Annotated in this window: 21 protein-coding genes; 11 read left to right on the top strand and 10 right to left on the bottom strand. The window is 64.3% G+C overall.

Annotated elements, in window-relative coordinates; genetic code table 11:
• Positions 1 to 164 precede the first annotated feature (164 nt).
• The 7 genes from ACFWJ8_RS03805 to ACFWJ8_RS03775 form a co-directional block, all read right to left on the bottom strand.
• Positions 165 to 884: an SDR family NAD(P)-dependent oxidoreductase gene (locus ACFWJ8_RS03805; protein ID WP_378809124.1), complete on the bottom strand. Its 720-nt coding sequence runs from the start codon at positions 882 to 884 to the stop codon at positions 165 to 167.
• Entirely contained in the window at positions 871 to 3,261 is a 2,391-nt protein-coding gene (locus ACFWJ8_RS03800) for a penicillin acylase family protein (protein WP_378809122.1), read from the bottom strand. The genes ACFWJ8_RS03805 and ACFWJ8_RS03800 overlap by 14 nt, the downstream gene beginning before the upstream one ends.
• An 87-nt stretch (positions 3,262 to 3,348) precedes the next feature.
• The gene (locus tag ACFWJ8_RS03795; protein ID WP_378809119.1) at positions 3,349 to 4,116 is read right to left on the bottom strand and encodes an SDR family NAD(P)-dependent oxidoreductase; all 768 of its coding nucleotides are present in this window, start codon (positions 4,114 to 4,116) and stop codon (positions 3,349 to 3,351) included.
• 51 nt (positions 4,117 to 4,167) lie between these two features.
• A complete protein-coding gene (locus ACFWJ8_RS03790; protein WP_378809116.1) occupies positions 4,168 to 5,160 on the bottom strand; it encodes an ABC transporter permease in 993 nt (330 codons plus the stop codon).
• Positions 5,157 to 6,659 (bottom strand): sugar ABC transporter ATP-binding protein, encoded by a 1,503-nt coding sequence (locus ACFWJ8_RS03785; RefSeq protein WP_378809113.1) that lies wholly within the window; start codon positions 6,657 to 6,659, stop codon positions 5,157 to 5,159. The genes ACFWJ8_RS03790 and ACFWJ8_RS03785 overlap by 4 nt, the downstream gene beginning before the upstream one ends.
• Before the next feature lie 57 nt (positions 6,660 to 6,716).
• A complete protein-coding gene (locus tag ACFWJ8_RS03780) occupies positions 6,717 to 7,724 on the bottom strand; it encodes a sugar ABC transporter substrate-binding protein (protein WP_378809110.1) in 1,008 nt (335 codons plus the stop codon).
• Positions 7,725 to 7,752: 28 nt separating this feature from the next.
• Positions 7,753 to 8,592 (bottom strand): polysaccharide deacetylase, encoded by an 840-nt coding sequence (locus ACFWJ8_RS03775; RefSeq protein WP_378809108.1) that lies wholly within the window; start codon positions 8,590 to 8,592, stop codon positions 7,753 to 7,755.
• A gap of 146 nt (positions 8,593 to 8,738) precedes the next feature.
• Between ACFWJ8_RS03775 and ACFWJ8_RS03770 the strand changes: the two genes are divergently transcribed.
• Positions 8,739 to 9,668, top strand: a complete 930-nt coding sequence (locus ACFWJ8_RS03770) for a LysR family transcriptional regulator (protein ID WP_378809106.1) — start codon at positions 8,739 to 8,741, stop codon at positions 9,666 to 9,668.
• Between the two features lie 47 nt (positions 9,669 to 9,715).
• Here the strand turns inward: ACFWJ8_RS03770 and ACFWJ8_RS03765 are convergent, their stop codons facing one another.
• Complete coding sequence (locus ACFWJ8_RS03765) at positions 9,716 to 12,295, bottom strand: glycoside hydrolase family 65 protein (protein ID WP_378809104.1); 2,580 nt, start codon at positions 12,293 to 12,295, stop codon at positions 9,716 to 9,718.
• On the opposite strand from ACFWJ8_RS03765, the gene ACFWJ8_RS03760 reads away from it, so the two are divergent.
• From ACFWJ8_RS03760 to ACFWJ8_RS03730, 7 genes are all read left to right on the top strand, one after another.
• On the top strand, positions 12,288 to 13,604 hold the full coding sequence (locus ACFWJ8_RS03760) for an ROK family protein (RefSeq protein ID WP_378809101.1): 1,317 nt from the start codon (positions 12,288 to 12,290) through the stop codon (positions 13,602 to 13,604). The genes ACFWJ8_RS03765 and ACFWJ8_RS03760 overlap by 8 nt on opposite strands.
• On the top strand, positions 13,601 to 14,650 hold the full coding sequence (locus ACFWJ8_RS03755; RefSeq protein ID WP_378809099.1) for a Gfo/Idh/MocA family protein: 1,050 nt from the start codon (positions 13,601 to 13,603) through the stop codon (positions 14,648 to 14,650). The genes ACFWJ8_RS03760 and ACFWJ8_RS03755 overlap by 4 nt, the downstream gene beginning before the upstream one ends.
• 14 nt (positions 14,651 to 14,664) lie before the next feature.
• On the top strand, positions 14,665 to 15,636 hold the full coding sequence (locus ACFWJ8_RS03750) for a zinc-binding dehydrogenase (RefSeq protein WP_378809097.1): 972 nt from the start codon (positions 14,665 to 14,667) through the stop codon (positions 15,634 to 15,636).
• A 79-nt stretch (positions 15,637 to 15,715) separates the two neighbouring features.
• Complete coding sequence (locus ACFWJ8_RS03745) at positions 15,716 to 17,002, top strand: ABC transporter substrate-binding protein (protein ID WP_378809095.1); 1,287 nt, start codon at positions 15,716 to 15,718, stop codon at positions 17,000 to 17,002.
• Positions 16,999 to 18,021: a carbohydrate ABC transporter permease gene (locus tag ACFWJ8_RS03740; RefSeq protein ID WP_378809094.1), complete on the top strand. Its 1,023-nt coding sequence runs from the start codon at positions 16,999 to 17,001 to the stop codon at positions 18,019 to 18,021. Before ACFWJ8_RS03745 ends, ACFWJ8_RS03740 begins: the two co-directional genes overlap by 4 nt.
• Complete coding sequence (locus ACFWJ8_RS03735; protein ID WP_378809092.1) at positions 18,021 to 18,845, top strand: carbohydrate ABC transporter permease; 825 nt, start codon at positions 18,021 to 18,023, stop codon at positions 18,843 to 18,845. Before ACFWJ8_RS03740 ends, ACFWJ8_RS03735 begins: the two co-directional genes overlap by 1 nt.
• 317 nt (positions 18,846 to 19,162) lie before the next feature.
• Positions 19,163 to 19,858 (top strand): alpha/beta hydrolase, encoded by a 696-nt coding sequence (locus tag ACFWJ8_RS03730; protein ID WP_378809090.1) that lies wholly within the window; start codon positions 19,163 to 19,165, stop codon positions 19,856 to 19,858.
• A 157-nt stretch (positions 19,859 to 20,015) separates the two neighbouring features.
• Here the strand turns inward: ACFWJ8_RS03730 and ACFWJ8_RS03725 are convergent, their stop codons facing one another.
• Complete coding sequence (locus ACFWJ8_RS03725) at positions 20,016 to 20,936, bottom strand: NADP-dependent oxidoreductase (protein ID WP_378809088.1); 921 nt, start codon at positions 20,934 to 20,936, stop codon at positions 20,016 to 20,018.
• Between the two features lie 215 nt (positions 20,937 to 21,151).
• On the opposite strand from ACFWJ8_RS03725, the gene ACFWJ8_RS03720 reads away from it, so the two are divergent.
• The 3 genes from ACFWJ8_RS03720 to ACFWJ8_RS03710 all read left to right on the top strand — a co-directional run bounded on the left by ACFWJ8_RS03720 (position 21,152) and on the right by ACFWJ8_RS03710 (position 23,275).
• Positions 21,152 to 21,766, top strand: a complete 615-nt coding sequence (locus ACFWJ8_RS03720) for a TetR/AcrR family transcriptional regulator (protein WP_378809086.1) — start codon at positions 21,152 to 21,154, stop codon at positions 21,764 to 21,766.
• A 683-nt stretch (positions 21,767 to 22,449) separates the two neighbouring features.
• Positions 22,450 to 22,959: an ImmA/IrrE family metallo-endopeptidase gene (locus tag ACFWJ8_RS03715; protein ID WP_378809084.1), complete on the top strand. Its 510-nt coding sequence runs from the start codon at positions 22,450 to 22,452 to the stop codon at positions 22,957 to 22,959.
• The gene (locus ACFWJ8_RS03710) at positions 22,952 to 23,275 is read left to right on the top strand and encodes a hypothetical protein (protein WP_378809082.1); all 324 of its coding nucleotides are present in this window, start codon (positions 22,952 to 22,954) and stop codon (positions 23,273 to 23,275) included. The genes ACFWJ8_RS03715 and ACFWJ8_RS03710 overlap by 8 nt, the downstream gene beginning before the upstream one ends.
• 69 nt (positions 23,276 to 23,344) lie before the next feature.
• Here the strand turns inward: ACFWJ8_RS03710 and ACFWJ8_RS03705 are convergent, their stop codons facing one another.
• The gene (locus ACFWJ8_RS03705; protein ID WP_378809080.1) at positions 23,345 to 23,599 is read right to left on the bottom strand and encodes a helix-turn-helix domain-containing protein; all 255 of its coding nucleotides are present in this window, start codon (positions 23,597 to 23,599) and stop codon (positions 23,345 to 23,347) included.
• Positions 23,600 to 23,725: the final 126 nt, after the last annotated feature.

Here is a 23,725-nt window from a genome sequence, read left to right as displayed (position 1 = left end):
TGACTGACCCACCCGGCGCCGACACCGCCGGTGACGTCGGAGTGATGTGTTCTCGCAACGTCGAAAGGGCTGCGTGGAGACCTCGGTCGTGCCAACGGCCGGCACGGATGACGAGAACACACGTCTCATCGACTCGGCTGGCCCCATCGCCGGCCATCTCTGCGCTACTGGGCGGTGAAGCCGCCGTCGATGACGAGCTCAGACCCGGTCATGAAGCTGGAGCGGTCCGAGGCGAGGAAGAGTGCTCCCTCGGCGATCTCGCGGGGATCACCCGCCCTGCCCATCGGGGTCGCATCGATCGTCTTCTGGATGACCGCGGCTTCGAACGCCTGCGTGGTGGGGGTGAGGATGAACCCCGGGTGAATCGAGTTCACGCGGACCCCGTCGGTTGCGAGCACCATGGCTGCATGCTTGGTGAGGGAGCGAATCCCGCCCTTGGCGGCGTGGTAGTCGGCGGCGAAAGGCACAGCCACGTTCCCGTAGATCGACGAGAAGTTGATGATCGAGCCACCGCCTTGCTTCACCATCTGGGGTGCACAGGCTCGCATCCCCAGCATGATGCCACCAAGGTCCACCGCCAGGACTCTGTTCCAAGCCTCGAGCTTCTGGTCGAGGATCGATGACATCGACGAGATGCTGGCGTTGTTCACGAGGATGTCGAGGCGCCCATTCTCGGCGACCACTTCCGCGACCAGGTCCGTCCATCCCTGTTCGGAAGCGACGTCCTGATAGCGGAGGTGCAGACCAGGATCGGCGTTCGCCTCCGGATCGATGTCGGTCGCGATCACATCGGCACCCTCCTCGCGGAAGAGTTCGGCGATGCTGCGTCCGATCCCCCGGCTCGCTCCGGTGATGATCGCGACTCGTCCGTCAAGCTGACCCATCTTGTGCTCCTATCGATACCTGCATGGTGTGGTGGAAGGGTTGTTCGTGCTCAGCCGGCGTGAGGTGCAGTCTTCGCACCGTCTGCGCCTCGACCGCTGAAGATGAATAGGGCAGGGGGAAGTACTCGTCGGCCGCCCACCGTTCATAGAGGTCTGCGAAGTGCTCACTCCGCGGATCGCCCGACTGTCCGGGAGTATTCGCCGCGATCGTGTAGTCCCACTCGCCAACATCGATAATGAGCCGCACCGAAGAACCCATGGTCTGGCGTCCACTCGCGTCGAAGCCAGCAGCACCAACCGTCTCGGAGTTCCCCGCCTTGGGAAGAGTCCGCAGCTGGGTCCACCTCTCGTCGCCGATCAGAGACGCGGCGATGTGTCGCAGCTGCACCGTGCGGTGTCGACCGTAGCTCCACGTATGGACGGCCCCATGTTCCTTCGTGAGACGGTCCGCCGTGGCTGTCAGCGTGCTGAGAAGTGTCTTGCGCAGGAGCTGGGGCGATTCGCGCTCCATCCGGGAGATCACTGCCATTTCCGACCCAAAGTCCCCGAGGAACGAGTCGTCCCGTGTCACCCGCTCCAGTGCCTGGGCGCGCCGGCTTGGGTCGACGAGGTCCTGGATGGCGATCGCGAAGACCGCCTGCCGCAGCTCGCACTTCGTCCACTGTTCGAAGAGGAACGCGGCCGGTGAGTTTGTGTCCATGCGGCCGTCCCAGCCCCGGAGAAGCTGGACCGCCAGTTCGGAGTCGGCATCTTCCGGGAGTAGTGCGCAGACATGTTCGGCGGGTGGGCTGAGGTAGTCGTTCTGCAACGCTGCCATGTCGGTCTGATCGAGATCCACGGCTGGCTCCAGCACCTCGGCGATCCGCGTCATGCGGAACGAAGCCGGCCATTCGTACCCGACGGGAACAGGCCGCCACTCGTCGAACTCTTCGAGGTTCATCTGGTTCGCTGACCCCACCCAGCCCCGCGCGGGGTTGACCATGCGAGGCATGTCCTCAGGGCGGCGAAACCCATCCCATTCGTAGCGTCCGTCGCCGGGGACGGGGAACAGGCCGTCCCAGTTGGGCCGGTGTGGCACCCGCGCGCGTGGGAGAAGACCAATGTCACCATCAACCGTCGCGAACGCCTGATTTACCGAAGGGCCTCCCCAATCTGCGAGCGCGGCCTCGAATTCTTCTGCGGTGCGGGCGCGAAGGTACCCGATGCTCCCCAGGTAGGGGGCCATGCCTTCCTCCAGCCACGCCAGCCGTGCGGCGAACGCGGTGCCGCTCTCGGGACGGTGACAGATGACCGGACCATGGCGAGTGAACATGAGTCGAACGTGCTGAGGGCCCGCATCGCGAACCGGGATGTCCTCCTCGATCACCGTGAACGCTTCGTACCCATCCCCGTAGCGATAGCGCATGGGATCGTTGGGATCGAGCTCATACACGTACAGGTCTTCCTGATCTGCAGGCCAGATCGTCAGGCCGAACCCAACGGCACCGTTGTGACCGATCGAGACACCGGGCAGCACCGGTTCCCCCGCACCGATCACATCGAACTCGGGGCAGGTCAGGTGGATCAGGTACCGCAGTGATGGAAGAGTCACAGCGCGGTGTGGGTCGTTGGCAACGATGGGCCGTCCGGATCGGGTCTTCGTGCCCGACACCGCCCAGTTGTTGCTGCCGTCCAAGCCATGTCGGGCGACCGCAGTACCGCCGACGGGTCCCATTGCGAGCCGATAGGTGTCCAGAACCTTGTCGTCGAGAACGTTCAGATCAAGCCCCACCGGGACCGCGATGTCGGTGTCGGGTGCAAGCGGCTGTCGCACTCGTTCAGTCGGCACACCAAACTCGCGCACGGTGAGGGCACGCGTGAGTTCCGACTCGAGGTTGCCGTAGACGCCGTGCGAGCGTGCACGCACGATGTCTGCGGGCGCCCAATATGAAGGCGTGTGGCCCAGCGCCTCGAACTCCGGTGAGAGCAGCCCCGGGTCGCGCCAGGTGCGCTCAACCCACTCGTTGATCCCAGCCACGAATGCTGTCACCGCTTCCCGGGTGCCCTGCGGGTAGGCTGCCCACTCACGCTCCATGTCACCGCGGTAGAGGAACAGGCGGGAAGCACGGTCGCGCTCGACGTAGTCAGGGCCGAGGACCTCGGCCGTCAAGCCAAGGGCCCGGCGGCGCCACCAGTCCAGCTGGAACAGCCGCTCCCTCGCGACAACGAACCCTTGAGCGAAGAACACATCACGCGCGGTCTCCCCCTGAATGTGGGCAACTCCCCAGCGATCCGTTCGGACGACGACGGTGTCGGACAGGAGTCCGTCGACCGTCAGCCACTCTTCGTGTTCCATAGGAGCCTTTCCGTCGTTCTTGTTCACCGCGACCTTGAGCACGCGACTGATTTCAGGCGACCGCGTACACCTCGATCCCGATATGGGATGAGGTTCCACGCCCGCAGATGTGCCCTCCCCGGCGGGCGGTCAGAGTGAAGTGCCGCCGTCGACGGTGATCTCGCTGCCGGTGAGGTACGACGCGGCGTCGGACGCAAGGAATGCATTCACTTCCGCGACCTCACCGACGGTGCCCAAACGGCCCAGTGGCGTGGACGCGATCACCGCGGCGTTGTGCTCAGGGCTGTTGAGTCCTGCCATCGGTGTGTCGATCAGACCGGGTAGGACGCAGTTGACGCGGACGTTCCACTCTGCGAGTTCGGCCGCGTAGATCTTCGACAGCCCCCGCAGCGCCCATTTGGAGGTGGCGTACGTGACCGCACCGGGTCGGCCACTGATCCCTGCGACGGACGCGATGTTGACGATCGACCCGCGGCGCTGTGCCTTCATTCCGGGCGTGACCGCGTGGAAGGAGTTCACCACGCCACACACGTTGATCTCGAACATGTTCCTGAAGTCTTCGACCGTCGCGTCGGCAGCACGCTGCGGGACGTACTTGGCCGCGTTGTTCACGACGATGTCGATCGCGGGTCTGCCGGAGAACTGCCGCGCGGCTTCGACGCACATCTGCCACTGATCTGGGCGTGTGATGTCGAGCTGGAACGAAGCCGCGCGGCTTCCGATTTCGTCGGCGACTGCATTCGCAAGCGTGATGTCGATGTCGGCGACGAGCACGTGTGCTCCGCGGGCGGCGAGGATCTCGGCGGTGCGTCTTCCCTGGCCCCTTGCCGCACCGGTCACGATGGCGACTCGCCCGTCAAGTCGTAGGGGGTCGGTGTTGCTGTGGGTTGCTTCCATGGAAGGGATCCTTAGATCGGGGTCGAGGTTGTAACTGGCGCGATCGACCAGCTATCTCCTGCCGCGTCGGACCAGCTGGTCGGCGGCCACGGCGGCGATGATGATGGTGCCCTTGAAGATGAGCTGCGCGTTGCTGTCCACCGCCAGGCTGTAGAAGATGTTGTCCAGCACGGCGAGGATCAGCATTCCTACGGCGGTGCGCCACAGCTTTCCCTCGCCTCCCACGAGCGATGTTCCGCCGATCACCACGATCGCGATTGCGTCAAGAGCAACGGTGGCTCCCATCGATCCTTGGCCCGCGCCCTGCTGGGACGCGGTCATGACGCCGGCGAGGGCAGCGAGGAACCCAGCGATGACGTACGTTGAGCCCGTGACGAAGTCGACTCGGATGCCTGATAGCCGGGCGGCTTCACGACTGCCGCCGACGGCGTAGATGCCGCGGCCGAAGCTGGTGAAGTTGAGAACCACAGAGCCCGCGGCGAACACGACGATCAGCACGATGATCGTGTTCGGGATGCCGAGCACGCTGCCAGTGCCGAGCAGCTGGAACTCGGGGTTGGTGACGCTGAAGGCGGTCGAGTTCGACAGCAACAGCACTGCACCTGCATAGAGCGAGGACGTCCCCAGCGTGGTGATGAAAGGGTTGACGCGCAGGAGGGTAACTCCCAGCGCATTCACGAACCCGAGAACAACACCACCGACCAGTGCGAGCAGGAACGCTACGGGCACGCCGTACTGCGGGGCGAGCGCAGCAGCGGTTGTGGCGCCCGCCGCAAAGATGGCGCCAACCGAGAGGTCGAAGCCACCGGCGATGATCACGAGGGTCATGCCTACGGCGACGACGCCGAGCGGGGCGTACTGCGAGAGCACGATCGACAGGTTCCCGAGCTCGAGGAAACGCGGATAGATCGCAGTGGCAGCGACGGTCAGCGCTAGCAACACTCCGAGCATGGAGTACTCCAGCACGCGTTCGCTCGTGAGGCGGGGCGGCTTCGTCGTCGCCTGAGACTGGGTTGTCGTCCCAGCTCCTTGGATGTCAATCATGGTGTTCCTTCCAGGCCGAACGCGACGTGCAGGATGTCGCCCGTCGTCGGGCTGCTAGTGTGCAAGTCCATCTCCGCGACGGCCCTGCCGTCCCGCATCACGATCACTCGATCGCAGATGGCGAGGACTTCTTCGATCTCTGAGCTGGTCATGACGACCGCTTTGCCTTCGTCGGCGGTGCGCCGGAGCGCTTGCAACACGTCTGCTTTTGCGCCGACGTCGATGCCTCTCGTCGGTTCGTCGACGAGCAGCACTTCAGGGTCGCGGTGCAGCCATTTCGCGACGGCGACCTTCTGCTGATTGCCGCCGCTCAGCCAGCCGACGGGATAGTTGCCCACCTCGCGACTGAGCGCGAGCCGAGTGAGGAGGGTCTTCGCTTCGGCGAATTGCCGCCGGCGGCTGACGAACCCGAACTTGCCAACCGAACCGAGGCTGGCGAGCGTCACATTGTCGGGTACCGACATTCGCAGCAGGAGTCCGTCGGTTTTGCGCTCTTCTGGGATCAGACCGATACCGAGCTTGAGCGCCGTCCGAACCCGGCGAGGCCACCGGCTCGCGCGTCCGCCCATGAAGATCTGGCCGCTGCTTCGACTTTCGGCGCCGGCAAGACAGCGGAGCAGGCTGGTGCGACCGGAGCCGACGAGTCCTGCAAGGCCCACAACCTCGCCACGCCGGACGGTGAGTGCGACGTCTTCGATTGCGCCTGGCAGTGACACTCCCCGCGCTTCGAGCGCTACCTCACGAATGTCCTTGCCCCGCAGTTCCTGCCATTCGCCTTCTGGAACGCCCGTCATGGCTTCAACCAGTGCCCGGCGGCTCCAGTTCTGGACCGTGCCCTCGGCGGTCTTTCGCCCGTTGGTCATCACCGTGATGTAGTCACTGACCTCGAGAACCTCGGTGAGGTTGTGGGTGACGAGCACCATGGTGATCCCGCGGCGTTTGAGTTCGCCGATGAGGTCCAGGAAGTGCCGCCGTTCACGTTCTGATAGAGCTGCCGTCGGCTCGTCGAAGAGGAGGACGCGGGATCCCGATTGGATCGCTCGCAGGATCTCGATGATCTGCGCGTTCGCCACGGTGAGGTTGCGTGCCTGCTGCTTCGGGTCGAACTCGACACCGAAGTCCCGGCACAGTTCGCGGAACTGTTGCTTCATCGCCCGTCGGCGCAGCCAACCGCCTGTGGTGATGGGCTGCCCCAGGAAGACGTTCTCGGTAAGACTCAGCGCCGGGAGCACCGTCAGCTCCTGGTAGACCGCGGCGAGTCCGGCACGCCGCGCCTCGGCTGGGCTGCCTCCGCGCAGTTCGTGGTCGAAGACGCTGACGGTGCCCGAGTCGGCGGGCGTCCGACCGCTCAGGATGCCTAGCAAAGTTGACTTGCCGGCGCCGTTCGCGCCGACGATGGAGTGAACGGTTCCTTCTTTGATCGTCAGCGATACGTCGTTCACGACGGTCGCGAGCCCGTAACGTTTGCTGACGGACGCGCACATGACTGCAGCACTCATGCTGATTCCTCCCCGTTCACCGGGCCCTGTGCGTGTCACAGGACCCGGTGCGCTTGGTCAGTACTCGGGTGTCCACTGATCGACGTTGTCCTTGGTGATGATCGGAGCTCCGGGGAACGTCAGCGTGTCCAGAGGGTTGGTTGTCTGGGGGATGTCCTTCCCGTGCAGCTTGTCGACCATCAGGGTCACGGCAACCTTGAAGTCCGTGTACGGCATGCCCGGAAGTGCTGCGGTGATGTTGCCGCTCTGGATCTGCTCCTTCGTCCAGGAGTCCGAGTTGCTGTCGAACACGAGCACATCGCCGGTTCGGCCGGCCTGCTGCACCGCTTGGACAACTCCGCGGGTCATGCCGGAGAAGTTGCTCGCGATCGCGGTGAGGTCGCGGTTGGTCTGCAGGAACGCCTGCGACGCTTTGTATGCGGCGTCCGTCGAGTAGTCGGTGTTCTCGGATGCCACGAGGCTGAACTCAGGGTGAGCCTCCAAGCCGCTCCGTCCCGCAGCGATCGCCGCTTCCGTCGGGAAGTCGAGCTTCGGGCCGCCGACGAATGCGACGGGCCCTGGGGGCGTCATGGCGAAGATCGCGTCCCACCATGTGCTGTACGTGCTCTCGCTCTGCTCGCTCACGAACCCAGTCGTCCCCGGGGAGTAGCCCTTGTCGCCGCAGATGGCCGCGACGGTGACGATGACGGGGGTGCCCGCCTCTTCGGCCTTCTTGATGTTGCTGCACTGGTCGGTCGGTGTGATCGTGGCGACCACCCAGCCGTCATACGTATCGCGCTGCAGCGCCAGCTGGAACGCCGTGTTCTGCTTCTGCGTGTTCCAGTCAGCGGTGACCACGGTCACATCGACGCCGAGTTCGGCACCAGCGTCTTTCGCACCCTTTTCCGCGGCCTGCAGGTAGGGGTTGTTGTTGCCGGGGATGAAGACGCCGATCTTGAGGGGCGCCTCTTCCCCGTCGCCGGAGTTCGCTGCGGCGGCACCACACGCAGCCAGTGGCAGAGCGAGCAGGGCTGCGGCGGCCAGTCCGACCAGTCGCGTGTGCACGCGACGTTGCGTGTTCTTCATTTGTCGTCTCCTTGGTGGGGGTGGGGTCTTAGTCGGTCCAGTGAGGAAGTAGGGCTGAAAGGTTCGTGAACCAGATCCCGTCCAGGCCGGACGCGTATCGCAGGAACCTCTCGAACATGAGGATGTATTGGGCTCGCCCGATGGCCTGCGGGTGCACCGTGATGCTGACGACACCGTTCGGCACCCGTTCGTACGCGAAGTCGAGGTGATCCTTCCAGCGCTGGTAGATCGTCTCCGGCGACTCCATGCCCGCGTTCATGCCAGGAATGAACTCGGTCGCGGGGAAGTCGTCGAGGTGCCATGAGACCGGGAACTCGAGAACCGAACTAGCGGGACCGAACTGGTTGCCTGCCTCGAAATCGAGGACGATGGGGCGCGGCCGATACGGCTCGAAGTCTCGCCCCATCAGCGATGAGTCCCACTCAAAGCCCGCGGCCTCGAGGAACCCGAGAGTGTGGTCGGTGAAGTCCCACGCCGGTGAACGGTACCCACGGGGTCGTTTCCCGACGTACTTCTCGTGCTGCGCAATCTGCAGGTCCAGAAGCCTCTGCTCCTCGTCGGGCGCCAGTTTGGGGATCGGCTCGTGCCAGCATCCGTGCGCCGACACCTCATGTCCGCTCTCGAGCACCAGCTCGAAGCTGTCGGGGAACGTCGCCATGGTGTGAGTCGGCGTGAAGAAGTTCCCGACGACGCCGTACTCCGAGAGAGCGCGCAGCACGCGAGGTACGCCGACAACCGCGTCGAACTCGCCTCGCGAGAGGAAACCGGGGCTGGTCGCGCCGACTGTTCCCATCCAGGCGGAGTGGGCGTCGAAGTCGACACCGATGTTTACCGCCAGCCGGCGGCCGTGCGGAAGCTGCAGGGCCATGGTCACCACTCCTTTGTGAAGACCGGTGCTGCTCGGGAGAAGGGGCGGGTCACGCGCCCTTGCTTGCACCGGTTGTGAGACCAGCATGACTAGCTCCGGGTATTCTGTCGACTGACACTTTGTTGCTTTGGGTATAACCTTTGGGAATGGAACGGCGTCCCCTGGAGTGCTTCACCCTGGTCGCGAAGCTCGGATCGATGAGTGCGGCTGCCGAACGGCTGTCCGTCACGCAACCGGCCGTGTCCAAGCAGATTCGTCGTCTTGAGGAGCAGCTGGGCGTGCTGCTGTTTCACCGCACGCCGTCGGGACTGTCCACAACCGCTGCGGGACGCACCCTGCTGGAACTCGGCAACGACGTGCTCATGCACTTCGACCGAGCAGAGGCGATTATGCAGGCGCGGTTTCGGGGGCGATCGACCTTCCGACTCGCGTGCCCCCATTCGACGGCCTTGGACATGGTGGCGCCATTCATTGCGGAAGCCGATCCGCCGATCGTCGACCTGGATATCTTGCTCGCCCGCGATCTGGACAACGCGTTGAACGGCGAAGTTGACATGGCCATCGGGTCGCTCATACCGCCGCGTCATCGGGCACAGTTGCCGGTCGCCACAATCCCCGTCACGGTGCAGACACCTGTGGACAGCCGCTCGATCGCGCCGAGTGCGCAGCGGGTCGACCTGGAAGAGCTCATCGACGACTGGCTGATCGTTCCGCGCACCGGCGTGCAGATCGCAGTCGTGGAAGCGATGCGCGGCTTCAACCACGCACCACCGATCCGAGAGGCTTCCGCGGGAACGGTTGCCCAAGCTCTCGCTGCGAACGGCCACGGCTACGCATTGGTGACCGAACCACCTCGGTTCGGGATGCGCGCGATCCCCGCGTTCGCCGGCGGCCAGCCGATCGAGATTGTGCTGTATGCATCGTGGGATGCCCACCACTACGCGTCACGTGAGCTCCATCAGCTCGCTGTGGACTTGCGCCGTTGGCTCGAGATGAAATGGCAATGGGGACCGGGCTCGCGATCAGTACCGCTTGATCTGCAGCCTCGAGTCTCGCCCAGCCAGGCGAAGAGCTGACCCCGGCCCCGACGAGGAGCCGAGGTCAGTTCATCGCGAGTGCTGGTTTAACGATTCTCGACGACCGACTCGTCCCCGACCGGAACATACGTCGACTGACCCACCACTGCGGGCGTCACGATCGGGGTGGCAGAGGCGATCCCCGGGTGGCCGTCGGGGGCGTTCCCAACGTGAGTTGCCCGGTGAACAGCAGGCCGTCCCGGCCGAACCGGGCCCTGGTGCTCGAGCGGAATCGTCAGCGGTCCGTCTGTTGGAACGGTATAGGTGACGTCACGAACCGTTATGTCGAGGGCGCCGCCGTGATTCTCGAGCGTGAGCTCATCGGCAGTGATCGTCACACGCAGTTGGCGGCCTCGGTAGCTGAGGGGGAACGACAGATGCTCCCACCCCACGGGCAGGCGGGGGTCGAATGACAGCTCCCCACGGTGGTCGCGCATACCGCCGAAGCCAGCGACCAGCGCGGTCCACACCCCGCCGGCTGAAGCGACGTGGACACCGTCGGACGCATTGTGATGCAGGTCCGCGAGGTCGACAAACACTGACCGCTCGAAGTACTCGAGAGCGAGGTCCTGGTAACCGACCTCCGATGCAAGGATCGCCTGCACGACGGCCGAGAGAGTGGAATCTCCGGTCGTGAGCGGGTCGTAGTACTCGAAGTCTGCGAGCTTTTCGGCGTCGGTGAACTGATCACCCTGCAGGAACAGCGCCAGCACGACGTCCGCCTGCTTCAGCACCTGATAGCGGTAGATCACCAACGGGTGAAAGTGAAGCAAGAGCGGGCGTTGCTCTGGCGGAGTCTCGTCCAGCAGCCAGACTTCACGCTCAAGGAAGACGTCGTCCTGAGGGTGGATGCCGACCTTCGCGTCGTACGGAATGTGGATCGCATCAGCGGCGCGTTCCCACGCAACCACCTCGTCGAGGTCCAAGGAGAGCCGGTCCGCCGCCCGCTGGTATTGCGCGGGCAGCTCCTCCAACATGGCACGGACGGTCTGCGCCGCGAATCGCAGATTGAAGCGGGCCATGACGTTCGTGAAGAGGTTGTCGTTGACGACTGTGGTGTATTCGTCCGGGCCAGTGACGCCATGAATGTGGAACGAGCTCCCGTCGGTACCTTCGCGCCAGAACCCCAACGTGGACCACAGGCGCGCGGTCTCCACCGCGATATCGACGCCCTCACGGTAGAGGAAGTCCACGTCGCCGCTCGCGCGGACGTACTGGGCGAGCGCGAAGCAGATGTCAGCATTGATGTGGTACTGCGCGGTACCGGCCGGGTAGTACGCCGACGATTCCTCGCCATTGATGGTTCGCCACGGGAACAGTGCTCCAAGTTCGTTGAGCTGCGCCGCACGCTTTCGCGCGGCAGGCAACATCAGATACCGCATCCGCAACGCGTTGCGCGCCCACAGCGGCGTCGTGTACGTCAGGAATGGAAGCACGTAGATCTCGGTGTCCCAGAAGTAGTGGCCGCTGTAGCCTGACCCGGTCACACCCTTGGCCGGTATGCCGAGACCATCTGCTCGTGCAGACGCTTGGGCCAGTTGGAACAGACACCAGCGCACAGCCTGCTGCAGACGTTCTTGGCCGCCGATTTGCACATCGGAGCGCGCCCAGAACCCATCAAGCCACAGCCGCTGCGCCGCGAACAAGGCGGGCACCCCCTTGCGGAGAGCGATGTCGAGTGTGCCGCAGCAGCGATCGATGAGCTCGCGGGTGGGCACAGCACTCGCGGTGTGGTAGCTGACCAGTTTGGTGACGCGGACTTTGACACCAGCGCGGGCGTAAACGTGAATGGTGGTCGCTGCGGCGTCCGTGCTGACTTCGTTCGTCAACCAGTGGTCGTTGTCGGTGTCGATGATGTGGTCGGCGACAACGGCGATCGTCATGCCAGACCGTGCTGTGCGATAGGACAGCGCCGACCGCAAGCCCTCTTGCCACTGCTCTTGCGGCCGGAGCACCCGCTCGCCCAGTCTCTCCGACTTGCGCGGGTCGAATCCACCTGCAGGATTCTGAGTCTCCGACGGAAGGGCCTCGGCGTCTTGCCGGTTCACGATCCGACTGTCGATGGTGACCTCTGCGTCGTCATTGATGAGGGTGACGCCAATCGTGGTCACGGCAAGATGCTTGTCATCGAACGAGACCAGACGTTCCAGATCGATCTGGACCCCCTTGCCGTTGGGCGTGACCCACACCAAGCGGCGTCGCATAACCCCGTCACGCATGTCGAGCTCACGTTCGTACTGGCGCACATCTGACAGATCCAACGAGAGAGGATCGCCGTCGACGGAGACCCGGAGGACCTTGCCGTCCGGTGCGTTGATGATCGTCTGGCCGACCTCTGCGAACCCGTATGCCTGTTCCGCGTGCCGGATCGGAAAGGTCTCGTGAAAGCCGTTGATGAACGTGCCGTGCTCTCCCACGGCAGTGTCGCCTTCGGCGTGGTTCCCGCGCCACCCGAGGTAGCCGTTACCGAGCGCGAAGATCGTCTCGGCGACTCCGGGCGCCTGGCGGGCCACGCCACGCTCGGTTACTCGCCAGAGTTCACCCTCGGGCGTGGCTTGTCGCGTCGCGTCGGCGATGGACAGCGACGGCGCATCTCGGGTCGGAGTGGGAACGCTCGTCATGGTCATTGAACTTTCTTCCATCGTTAGGTTGCAAGACATCTTCGTTCGGTTTACAGTCGAAGTCGATAGGCAATCTAACAAAGAGGTTCAGATGATTTCTAGTGGCTCGGAATCTTTCACCTGGGACGGCGGCGCGCTGGCAAGTGCGGCGGCGGTCGTGTCCGTTGTGCGGCTCTCTGATGGGGGCGCCTCCCGTGCGGAGATCGGCGACACGACCGGCCTCAGCAAGGCTGTGGTCTCGGAGCGAGTCCGAGCGCTCGTGGACGCGGGGTTGCTTGAAGAAGCCGGCGAACTGGGGAGCACAGGTGGTCGTCGCGCCACCAGAATCAGCTTCCGCGCCGACCGTGTGGTGGTCGCCGCCGAGATCGCGATGACGCACATCCGCGCAGCCGTGGTCACCATGACCGGCGAGATGCTGGCCGAGCAGAAGATTTCCGTGGCCATGCGGCAAGGCCCCGAAGAAGTGCTGCAGACCCTCGAAGACCTGATCGACGATCAGCTCGAGCAGGCACAGCGGGCGCATGCTCATGGTTTGGTGCTCTGCGGCATTGGCGTCGGCGTTGCCGGGCCGGTCGAGTTCACGACGGGGCGAACCGTTCACCCGCCGGTCCACCCGGTATGGCACGACCAGCCAGTCCGCGACCGACTCGCGGTGCGATTTGGTGTCCCCGCGTGGGCTGACAACGAGGTCAATCTGATGGCCTTGGCTGAGCAGCATCTTGGCTCGGGGGTGGGCGTCGACGACTCTCTGGTAGTCAAGATCGGCTCCTGGGTTGGTGCCGGTCTGATCTCGAACGGACGACTCCACCGCGGTGCGCAGGGCAGCGCTGGCAGTCTTGCCACCACCGCGGGAGGCGACGATATCGCCGCCCGCGCGGAATTGCTTGCGATCAGCGGGCAGAGCGAAGCGCTGGCCCGTGCCGCGAAGCGTGCGCCAATAACTGCACAGGTGGTCGCCGAACTTGCGCAGCTCGGCGACACTGACTGCCGCCGGGTCCTCGACGATGCTGCCGAGGACATCGGAAAGGTCCTCTCCGTGCTTGTCGACTTTTTCAACCCCGCCGTCGTGGTCGTCGCCGGCGGAGTCGCCAGCGGAGGTGGAGAATTCCTGGCTCGGATCCGCGAAACGATCTACCGCCACTCGCTCGCTCTCGCCACGCGTGACCTGCGAATCGTGCCCACCGTCCTTGGGGCAGACTCTGCGATCCTCGGCGCCGCTGTCATGACCATCGACGAATTGACTACGCCCGCTGCCCTCGGCGGGATGCTCGCGCGGCTCAGTGCCGCAACCGTCACGAATGAGGCGACGAAGTGATCCGAATCGGCGTCCTCGGCGCGAGTGGAGTCGGCGCGGCGCATATCGAGGCTCTGCGAACCGTGGAGGGCGTTGAGGTTGTCGCAGTGGGCGGGTCATCGAAAGAGTCCGCAGCGGCGACTGCGGCGCGACTGCGCGTGCCGGCATCCTTCGTTGGATCCGCCGACATGATCCAGTCGGGATCGATGGACGCTCTCCACGTCTGCACCCCAAACGATCTTCACGTCGACGCGGTGCGGGCGGCCTTCGAAGCCGGACTGCACGTCGTTTGTGAAAAGCCCCTGACGACGAACACGACGGAGGCGGCGGAGCTCGCATCTCTCGCGGCCGCCTCATCGTCCGCCTCCACCGTCTGCTACCACTACCGTTACTCGACGCTGATCCCCGACCTGGTCGGCCTGATCGAAGGGGGCGGGCTGGGTCGCATCCACTCGGTGCGCGCGAACTACCTCCAGAACTGGCAGATCAACAGCGACCCGTCCTGGCGAAACGATCCCGCACGATCTGGCGCCTCCCGCGTTCTCGCCGACATCGGAACACACCTGATCGATCTCGTGGAGTTCACGAGCGACCAGCGCATCACTTCGATCGACGCGGACTTCCTCGCTCTGCGTGGCGACGTGCAGCCGGGAAACGACGACGTCGCGATCGCGCTGGCCCGCACCAGCTCAGGAGCGTTGGTCTCCCTCTCCGTTTCACAGGTCTCGCCGGGTCACATGAATTCGATCTCGATCGAGTTGGACGGCGAGCACGGCACGGCCCGCTGGTCGCTCACCGATCGCGAAACGCTTGAGTTCACCAGCGTCGAGGACACTGCCGCTCTAGAGCTGGATGGGCACGCCAACCCGAAGACGATGCGACGCGTCTGGCATTCACGACTTGACCCAGAGGCACGACTGCAGGCACTGTTCGGCGCGTTCTACGGACCGCTGCTCGGAACCCCCACGCTCAGTTCCATCTCGCTGCCCAGCTTCGACGACGCGGCCCGACACGTCGCCCTCGTTGGCCAGGCAGCGCTAGGCATCACGCTCACGCCAGCGAACTAGAACGGTCACCACCCATGGTCATCAGCACACGGACAGCGCCCGTCACGCCACGACGAAGCGTCATCGTTTCCAGCCGCAGATCCGAGACCATCCGCGACAGCGCTCAGCCTCGCGACCCAGGCCCGAACGAAGTACTCCTGCAAATCACTCGCAACGGCATCTGTGCCAGCGAGAGGCCTGCATGGCTCCGCGGACCCGAACCAGGCTCAGCGCCCGCCACCATCGGCCACGAACCAGTCGGGATCATCCGTGCAGCAGGTGTCGGCGCCGAACGCTTCCGCGAAGGCGATGTCGTCACGGGGCGAGTCGCGAGCTCTCTCGCTGATCTTGTGATCGCCTCGACTGAGGACCTGGTGAAGGTGCCTGCCAACGTCACCGGCGACGCCGCCATCGGCGAACCATTGGGCTGCATCGTCGAAGCGGTACGACGAACCCCCCTCGACGTCGGAGACAGAGTAGCGATCGTCGGGCTCGGGTTCATGGGGCTGTGCCTGCTCGACCTCATCGTGATCAGCGGCGTGAGCGAGATCGTCGCGATCGACCCCCGCGCCGAGGCGCAGCAGCTCGCGCTCCGGCGGGGTGCGGCAGCAGTGTTCGCGCCCGGCGACATCGCACTCGATTCAATGTCGAATTCTTTCGATGTCGTCTTCGAGGTGAGCGGCTCGCAGTCGGGGCTGAATCTGTCCACCACCCTCGCCAGCGAACACGGCACACTCTCGCTGGTCGGCTACCACCAAGGCTCTCGAACCGTCGATGTTCAAGCGTGGAACTGGAAGGCGCTGGACGTCGTCAATGGACACGTTCGTGACCAGCGGCGACTCGTGGAAAGCACCGAGCGCGGCCTAGCCCTCGTCGCTGCCGGCCGCATCCCTTACGGCGATCTTTTCACGCACCACTATTCGCTGGATCAGATCGACCAGGCGCTGGAAGACCTTGAATCCAAACCCACTGGTTTTGTCAAAGCCGTTGTTGTCCTCAACGACTAGGCACGGCGTCTCCACACACCAAACACCCGACCCCCCAAGGACGCCAACGAAGGCGCCACAACATTCAGGAGGTACAGCAATGAAGAAGCACCTGCTCGCGATCGCCGGGGTGACAGCACTCACCCTGAGCATCGCCGCCTGCAGCGCCGGTGGCGGCGGCGCTGACGGAGGAGAGATCGTCATCACGTGCGAGTCTTGCCCAAAAACTGCTGCCGACGGCGACACCTTCGCGCAGTACCGGATGCAGCTGTGGAAGGCGTTCAACGAGGAGTACAAAGGCAAGTACCGCGTTGAACCGAAGCCGTACACCGCCGCCAACGAGGCGGACTCGGCGCAGCATTTCTTGCGCGCCGCAGCGACCAACACTCTCCCGGACCTGTTCGTCACGCAGGCCAACGTGATCGTGCAGGTCGGCGAGTCCGGCGGTCTCATGGACTTCACCGACGCTCTGAACACCGACACCGACTGGAAGGATTCGTTCCAGGCGAACAGCTTCAACTCGCTCACCAACCCCGAAGGTCAGATCCTCGGTATCCCGGAGCAGGTCGATGCAATCGGCATCTACTACAACACGGCGCTCTTCGATGCCGCCGGTATCAAGGAGTTCCCCACGACGTGGGATGACTTCTTTGCCGACGCGGAGAAGCTGAAGGCGTCGGGCGTCATCCCTCTCGCAATGGATGGTGACTGGGTGACGCAGCTGATGTGGGCAAACCTCATCGGCACGCAGCCCGGTGGCGCTGACTTCCTCGAGTCCGGCATCAAGGACGGCGGCTTCGCGGACAACAAGGAAGTCGTCTCGGCAACCGAGTACTTGAAGTCGCTCCACACCGCAGGGCTTGTCAACGAGGACGCCTTCACCGGCGACTACAACCGCGCAGCTGCACCCTTCCTGGAAGGTCAGGCAGCGATGATCGCCAACGGTCCGTGGATGTCCCCGAACATCGCCGACGCAGGTATCACCGCAGGGTACGCTCCGGCCCCCGAGGACGGCGTGATCGTGCTCGCTGGAAACGCTGGGTGGGCGAGCGGGGCAAAGGACGCAGACAAGCAGGAGGCGGTCACCGCGTTCATGAAGTTCATGACCTCGGACGACCAGGAGTTCAAGAAGGTGATCACGACCGGGTCGTACTGGCCGACGAACTTCGAACCCACCGCGGATCAGGTCGCTCAGCTCGAGCCGCTCGGATACGGCATGTTCCAGGCCGCACAGTCAGCCAAGTACACGTACCCGCACGCCAAGTTCGCGACTCCACCCGCGTTCACGACCGCCTGGATCAACAACTGGCCGGCGTACGTGCAGGATGCAATGTCGACCACCGAGTTTCTGGACTCGCTGTCCGAAGCGGTCGAAAACAACCGATGAGTACTGGATCGGAACACCGAGTCGTGGTGGGGGCGGGCGCGGACCGCGACCCCTCGGCCACTACGCGGTCTACCTCCGGCCGCATCGCGGCGCCTGCCGACCGTGGGATCACCACGGCCGGCGGGCGCCGACACCGGATTTCCCGACTGGAGCCGGTCACGCCAGGTATGGGAAGAGGCATTCTCCTCTCCATCCTGCCGGGCGTCCTCCTCTTCAGCCTGTTCTTCGTCATCCCGCTCGTGGTCGTCGCGGTCACCTCATTCACCGAGTGGGGTCCCATACGGTTCGAGTTCACAGGCGTCGACAACTTCGCGCGACTCTTCGGCGACGACCGATTCTGGATGGCGCTCGGGAACACGGCGTTCTTCGTCGCGGCCGGCGTTCTCATCCAGGTTCCCGTCGGCGTAGCACTCGCGGTGATCCTTTCGCAGCGCATTCGCGGGTGGAAGATCCTTCGAACGATCTACTTCCTGCCCAACATCGTGTCCTATGCGGCACTATCGCTCGTGTACCTGTCGGTGTTCAACCCACGGTATGGCCTGTTCAACCAGGTTCTCGGATGGTTTGGGATCAACAGCACGACCGACTGGCTGTTCGATGTGCAGACGGCTCTGCCTGCCGTAGCGTCCACGTGGGTCTTCACCGCCGGAGTGGTGATGATCCTGGTGATGGCAGAAATCACCGCCATCCCCCAGGAGATCTTCGAAGCGGCTCGCGTTGAAGGCGCGTCCCGCTGGCAAGTGACCCGGCACATCACATTGCCACTGCTGCGGCCTGTCATCGGGTCCGTGCTCACGATCGTCGCACTGGCAACACTGGCGTACTTCGACGGTGTCTACATCATGACCCAGGGGGGTCCCGCCGACCGCACGCTAACGCTGGCGCTCTTCGCTTTCCAGGAGTACTCCAACAGCGATTGGGGCTACGCAAACACAATCGCGTTCGTTCTTCTCGTCAGTGGCGTGCTCGTGATCCTCGGCATCCGCCGGACCTTCCGTGTATCGGAGCGTGACCTCTGATGTTCTCCCGTTCGCTTTCGTTCCTCGGTCGAACACTGTTCCTCGTCGTCGTCGGCGTCGCCTGCCTCGGCCCGGTGCTTTGGGTACTGCTGTCCTCGTTCAAGACGAACGAGCAGGTGTTCGGGGCAGGAAGTCTACTGCCGGATCCGTTCACCATTGACGGCTACGTGGCGCTGTTCACCCAGATCAACATCCTCCCCTACCTCACCAACACCCTCGTCTACGCGGTGGGCGGAGCGCTTGGTGCAACGGTCGTGGGATTCCTCGCGGCATACCCGGTCGCGAGACTGCGGTTCCCGTTCCGCACGAGCCTCGGAGTCATCTTCAGCATCGCGATCGCCATCCCCATTGCAGGTCTGATCGTGCCGGAGTTCGTCGTGATGCAGAAGATCGGGCTCTTCGACACTCAAATCGGGATGATCCTCTTCTACAGCGCGATCGGGTTCCCGCTGTCATTCGTGATCTTCCGTTCACAGCTGGCTTCGCTCCCCGAGTCGCTTGAAGAGGCTGCGGCCCTGGACGGCGCGAACTACTTCCAGCTTCTGCGATCGGTAATCCTTCCGCTCGCGCGGCCGGGGTTCGCAACAGCCGGCGTACTCACCTTCGTCAACGTGTTCAACGACTTCCTGTTCAATCTGTTGCTCGCCCCCTCAATCGAGAACCAGAACATGCAGGTCGGACTCACGCTGTTTCGCGGACAGTTCAGCACTGACATCACGCCGATCCTCGCGGGAACCGCCGTCGTCATGGTCATCCCCGCGGTCACGTTCGTGGTGCTGCAGCGATACGTCATCGCCGGCTTCACCGCCGGCGCGGTTCGGTGACCGCGCGCATCCCGATCGCGCGTGCCTGACCCGATTCACCAGCCAGTGCCGCGAACGTCCCGTCGCTGCAGGCCACAGACCATCCTCCTCTCAACGAGGTGATTATGCCCTCTACGTCCCCCGAGGATCGGGCCAACGAAACCCGACGATCAAGGCAACGCAACCCAGATACAGGCGGGGGCCCTCTTGCCGCTCGAGTATCGGACGCGACGATTCGAGCGCGAGATGACGATTCAGCGGGTGCATCGGCACGCCGGGCGGCGGACTTGCTGTTCGCTGAGTTCGGACAGCCATTGACGCCCCACGAGTTGGACTCGGTGAGCATCGGCGAGGGCAATCGGGGGCGGGTGCGGATGCGCTGGTATCGCCCGAGAGCCGGTACGGTCCGGCCACCGATCGTCCGCGTCCAGGGTGGATCGTTCTGGAACGGGTCCATCGACCAGCTCGAGGTCCGAGCGACCGGTGTTCGTCGGGCGATAGCTGTCGGCGCCACGGTAGTCGATGTCGACTACCGGCTGGCTCCCGGCGACCCATCCGCGGAGGCTATCGAGAATGTCGAGTCCGCAGTCAACTGGGCGCTTCTACACGTTGATGACCATCACAAGGGGCGCGGAGTGCTGCTGGAAGGAGTCTCTACGGGAGCCCCCTTGGCGGCCGCGACTGCACTCCGTTTTCGAGACCGAGGCGAGGGCGCCATCGTGGGGATTCTGCTCGCCGCTCCGACCCTCGATCTGCGGTCGGACTCCGCGACCAAACTCGACCTGCGAGACTTTCCTCCCACCCATGTGATGGTGGCGGATGCGGACGAGTTCCGCGGGGCCGGGGTGACTTTCGTTCACGCGCTCCGGGGTGCGGGCGTTTCTGTCACAGCAAGTCGACACCTGGGCTTGGCACACGACGCACACGCCTACACCGGCAAGTGGCGTGGAGCGCGCCTGTGGCAACACGAGTCCAACGCCGCGTTGATCGAGCTGGCTGACGACGCCTTGCGTACCGAGGTCGATCCCGCCTAAAGGATCTTCGACTGTTGAGCCGCCCGGCGCACACCCCTGAAAGAGGCGTCCCTCGGATGTCCTGACCGTGGTCAGGACATCCGAGGGACGGTGTGGAACGCGAGCCGGGCCGCGGCAGAGGCCGTCGAGTCGGCGTGACCGGCTCAGTTCGGTCGACTCAGTCGCCAAACACCGAAATGATCAGTTTCCCGGGCGCACGGACCGGGCGTGTGAAGGCGTCGTGCACCTCCGCCAGGGGCCGGGTCCCACTGATCAGCGGGCGCAACCGTCCGTCGCGCACACGCTCCGCCAGAGCGACCAGGCCGCCCCGGTCAGGCTCGACCACAAAGAAGATGGCGCGCGCGTTCTCAGGCAGCACGGTCGGTGGTTCCGCGATCGTCACCAACGTGCCGCCGGGTCGCACGAGCGCTGCCGACTGGTTCAGGATCTCGCCGCCGATGACGTCGAAGACGACGTCGACCTGATCGGCGTCCACAAGGGACCCCGACTCAAGGTCGAGGAACGCGTCGGCGCCGAGCGCAAGAGCGGCGTCGCGATCCTTCGCACGGCCGGTACCGATCACGTACGCGCCGGCCTCGACGGCGAGCTGCACAGCAAAGGAGCCGACCGCCCCCGCAGCGCCGTGGATGAGAACGGTCTGACCGGTGGTCAGGTGTGCGTGGTGGAAGAGCGCCTGCCAGGCGGTGAGCCCCGAGATGGGCAGGGCTGCCGCCACGGTGAAGTCAATGTCAGCAGGCAACGGGGCAAGGTTGCGAGCCTCGACAGCGGTGTACTCCGCAAGGGAGCCGTCGCGTGCCCAGTCGGCGAAACCGAACACACGCTGCCCCACCGACAACCCGGTGGTGCCGTACCCGAGTTCGACAACGACGCCCGCCAGCTCGTGACCGGGGATGGTCGGGGTGCGGTCGCGGCCGCCGCGGTCGGTCCACGTAGCCGGCCAGGTGAGCTCCCCGGTCGTGAATCCGGCGGCATGGACCCGCACAATCACGTCGTTCTCAGCCGCATGGGGATACGGCATCTCGCTCAGCGTGAGATCGTCCAGGCCCGCGTTCTGGTCACGGACAGTGATGGCTCTCATGGCGTCCTTTCCAAGGGGGACATACGCGTGCCATCGCAGCGAACGAGGCTTCGATGGCACCGCACATCTGTTCAGACTTGTGCTTCTCTGGCGGCTCACCCCATCGAGAACCGACGGTAATTACATTACCGTGCTGTAACGGATTAGGGGATGCCCGCGGGGCCCGATTCCGGGATGCGGCTAGCCTGGTGTCGGGACGCGGTGAGGACTGGGAGATGAACGAATCGACAACGCCGGGTCGTGCTGGGAGGCCGCGCGATCCGGAGATCGAAGAGGCCATCCTCGATGCGACGCGGAGCCAGCTGCTCGATCATGGATACGCCGCCCTCTCACTGACAGATATCGCAGCCGCGGCAGGAACCAGTCGACCGGCTGTTTACCGGCGGTGGCGAGGCAAAGACGAACTCGTACATGCCGCCCTTCGAGACGGCTACGACAAGCAGCGCGCCACCCTGGCCCCACTCGAACTCGATGAGATGAGCGGTCGGGGTGGATTCGAATCTCTCATCTGCCGACTCGACCCACGCCGAATCGATCCCCGTGCGCTGAGCCTGTTCGGCGGCGTTCTCGCAGAGAGCGACCGCCAGCCGGAGCTGTTGGAGGCGATGAGCATGTACGGCGTAGGCCCGCGCGTGGACGACTTCCGCGACGGCATCCGCGTGCTCCAAGAGCAAGAGAAGTTGCGTGCCGAGATCGATGTGGAGACCCTGCTGCGAACCTGCTTGGGGGCGTATCTGAGCGACGTGCTCGTAGGCGAGACGGTGTCCCGCTTCGAGTTGGCGAGCAAGGTTGCCACGCTGCTGTGGCCTCTGGTGGCGCCGGCGGACTAGCCGATGGACACGCGTCCGCGTCGTGGGGGCCTCGTTCCTTCCTTCCGGTCGCTGCGGTCAAGCGGGCGGCGCCTCGCTATCTTCTCCCTGCATACCCTGCGGCACGTCGGGTCTCGTCGGCTTCGGATCATCGAGTCTCATCGGAAACTGGGCAGAATCCAGGTGCTGCCAAGCCCGATGCCAAGGTCAAAACGGATCGTTTCCGCAGATCAGTGGGCAGAAATCGTCCTCCAGCCCAGGATGCCAAGCGCGGAACAGCTATCCATAAGAGGAAAAAGTGATCCTTAGGCCCTTTCTCTACTACTTACTTTTTCTTCTCATGTAAGACAACTACTACTTGGCAAACTGGGCAGGGCCCCTCGATCCCTTGAAAACACTGGGCAAACTCCAGCCCAGGTGACCTGGGCAGGACTTGGTTTTCCTGGGCTGGAGCAGCTCACTGAGCTCGAGAAGCCGCGCTGAGTGGGCCTGATCACGCAGTCGGCGCTCGAGAAGCCAGTGGTGCCTGTGAGCCGATGCACAGCGTCCCGAACCCCTCGGGGTTGATCGACTGGCCTCCCAGCGCGTGGGCCCTCAGATGCGCCTCGCCTCCAAGTTGAGTGCGAACGGGCCTCGCGTCAGGCCACGCGACACAGTCGCCGCAGGGTGATAGCTGACAACCGCTGAGGCGAGGAGAGGACGAGATGGGCGAGAAGATCCGGATGGACGCGAGGCGAGAAGCATCCCGGCTGCTGCATGCGCACTGGGACGGTTCACTACCCGTCCGACTCACCGAGATGAGCGTGGCGATCGGTGCGCACAAGTACGAAGCCGACTTGGGCTCGCTGCTCACGGGATTGGTGACGAAGGAGCCGTTTGGCGACCCCCGCATCGCGCTGAACTCCACCCACAGCGCCGCACGGCGGCGCTTCACATGGGCGCACGAGCTCGGTCACATTGTCGAGAGCGTCCTGGCAGGGAACGAGAACGAGTACGAGTTCGTCGACACACTCGAGTTGGTGTCCGGGGGCCTCGAGGTCTTCGCGGATGAGTTCGCGCGGGCGCTGCTCATCCCCGAAGCCGAGCTCCGCCGGCTCCAGGCGGACGACCTCACGCCGGGGCAGATCGCGCGGGTGTTCGCAGTGACCGTCGGCGCCATCGACTCGCGCATCGAGGACCTGGCGCTGACCGCTAGCGAGGTCATCCATGCCTGAGCATGTTCCCGCAGCGGATGCCCGGCGGGAGAATGCCGCTGCCGCGACACACGAAGTCGCTCGCCGGCTGCGGATCGAGAACAACCACCGTGAGAAAGTCGTCACCTTCTTGCTCTGCGGTGTCGCCAGCGCCCTCATCGGCGTTGCGTTGCTGGTGGTGTGCCTCGGGCTCGGCTGGTTCGAACTGGAGACCCCGGTCGCTATCGCTCTCATCGCCGCGTTGGCGGTTCATCCGTTCTTCGTGGTCGGCTCCCTCGTCCGTGGACTGTTCGGTCAGCCGAGCCCTTCGAAAGCTCCGCCTGCCGAAGTTGATTGACGCCGAGGCATGCGCACGAACACCGTCGGCGCGGGCGCCTCTGGCACCTGTGCACCGGTTCGGACGCGACTACACCTGTGCGGCGGTGAGCAATTCCGCAACGGTGAGGTTGAGGACGCTGGCAAGTCCACTCAGCGTAGACAGCTTCGGATTCGATGGCCCCGGCTTGTCGGATGCCCCCGACGCGCGGCCAGCTTCGATGAGTTGCAGCTGATTCTTGGTTATCCCGGCTTGGTGTGCGAGGGACTCCTGAGAGAGCCCGCGTTCACCGCGAAGGCGCCGGATAACGTCGCCGAGTCGTGCCGAGCTCTCCTGGTCCCACATCACCACAAGCATGTCAATTAGACCTGTCTAAGAAAACCCTTTGCGTATGGTCCGTTTAATACGGCCGGACGTTGTTCTCTCCAGGCGAGCGTGACACACAAAGAGCCTTCGCTCGTTGTGCCGGCC

The organism is Microbacterium sp. NPDC058389, assembly GCF_042722305.1.
Lineage (GTDB): Bacteria > Actinomycetota > Actinomycetes > Actinomycetales > Microbacteriaceae > Microbacterium.
This window is presented reverse-complemented; position numbering and strand designations above follow the sequence as displayed.

Bases quoted from the DNA above. Each gene is read 5' to 3' on its own strand.
- ACFWJ8_RS03770 (WP_378809106.1), top strand. From the start codon at position 8,739: ATGGAACGGCGTCCCCTGGAGTGCTTCACCCTGGTCGCGAAGCTCGGA.
- ACFWJ8_RS03790 (WP_378809116.1), bottom strand. From the start codon at position 5,160: ATGATTGACATCCAAGGAGCTGGGACGACAACCCAGTCTCAGGCGACG.
- ACFWJ8_RS03710 (WP_378809082.1), top strand. From the start codon at position 22,952: ATGCCTGAGCATGTTCCCGCAGCGGATGCCCGGCGGGAGAATGCCGCT.
- ACFWJ8_RS03750 (WP_378809097.1), top strand. From the start codon at position 14,665: ATGGTCATCAGCACACGGACAGCGCCCGTCACGCCACGACGAAGCGTC.
- ACFWJ8_RS03760 (WP_378809101.1), top strand. From the start codon at position 12,288: ATGGTCATTGAACTTTCTTCCATCGTTAGGTTGCAAGACATCTTCGTT.
- ACFWJ8_RS03705 (WP_378809080.1), bottom strand. From the start codon at position 23,599: ATGTGGGACCAGGAGAGCTCGGCACGACTCGGCGACGTTATCCGGCGC.
- ACFWJ8_RS03780 (WP_378809110.1), bottom strand. From the start codon at position 7,724: ATGAAGAACACGCAACGTCGCGTGCACACGCGACTGGTCGGACTGGCC.
- ACFWJ8_RS03725 (WP_378809088.1), bottom strand. From the start codon at position 20,936: ATGAGAGCCATCACTGTCCGTGACCAGAACGCGGGCCTGGACGATCTC.
- ACFWJ8_RS03795 (WP_378809119.1), bottom strand. From the start codon at position 4,116: ATGGAAGCAACCCACAGCAACACCGACCCCCTACGACTTGACGGGCGA.
- ACFWJ8_RS03765 (WP_378809104.1), bottom strand. From the start codon at position 12,295: ATGACCATGACGAGCGTTCCCACTCCGACCCGAGATGCGCCGTCGCTG.
- ACFWJ8_RS03775 (WP_378809108.1), bottom strand. From the start codon at position 8,592: ATGGCCCTGCAGCTTCCGCACGGCCGCCGGCTGGCGGTAAACATCGGT.
- ACFWJ8_RS03715 (WP_378809084.1), top strand. From the start codon at position 22,450: ATGGGCGAGAAGATCCGGATGGACGCGAGGCGAGAAGCATCCCGGCTG.
- ACFWJ8_RS03745 (WP_378809095.1), top strand. From the start codon at position 15,716: ATGAAGAAGCACCTGCTCGCGATCGCCGGGGTGACAGCACTCACCCTG.
- ACFWJ8_RS03735 (WP_378809092.1), top strand. From the start codon at position 18,021: ATGTTCTCCCGTTCGCTTTCGTTCCTCGGTCGAACACTGTTCCTCGTC.
- ACFWJ8_RS03740 (WP_378809094.1), top strand. From the start codon at position 16,999: ATGAGTACTGGATCGGAACACCGAGTCGTGGTGGGGGCGGGCGCGGAC.
- ACFWJ8_RS03785 (WP_378809113.1), bottom strand. From the start codon at position 6,659: ATGAGTGCTGCAGTCATGTGCGCGTCCGTCAGCAAACGTTACGGGCTC.
- ACFWJ8_RS03805 (WP_378809124.1), bottom strand. From the start codon at position 884: ATGGGTCAGCTTGACGGACGAGTCGCGATCATCACCGGAGCGAGCCGG.
- ACFWJ8_RS03720 (WP_378809086.1), top strand. From the start codon at position 21,152: ATGAACGAATCGACAACGCCGGGTCGTGCTGGGAGGCCGCGCGATCCG.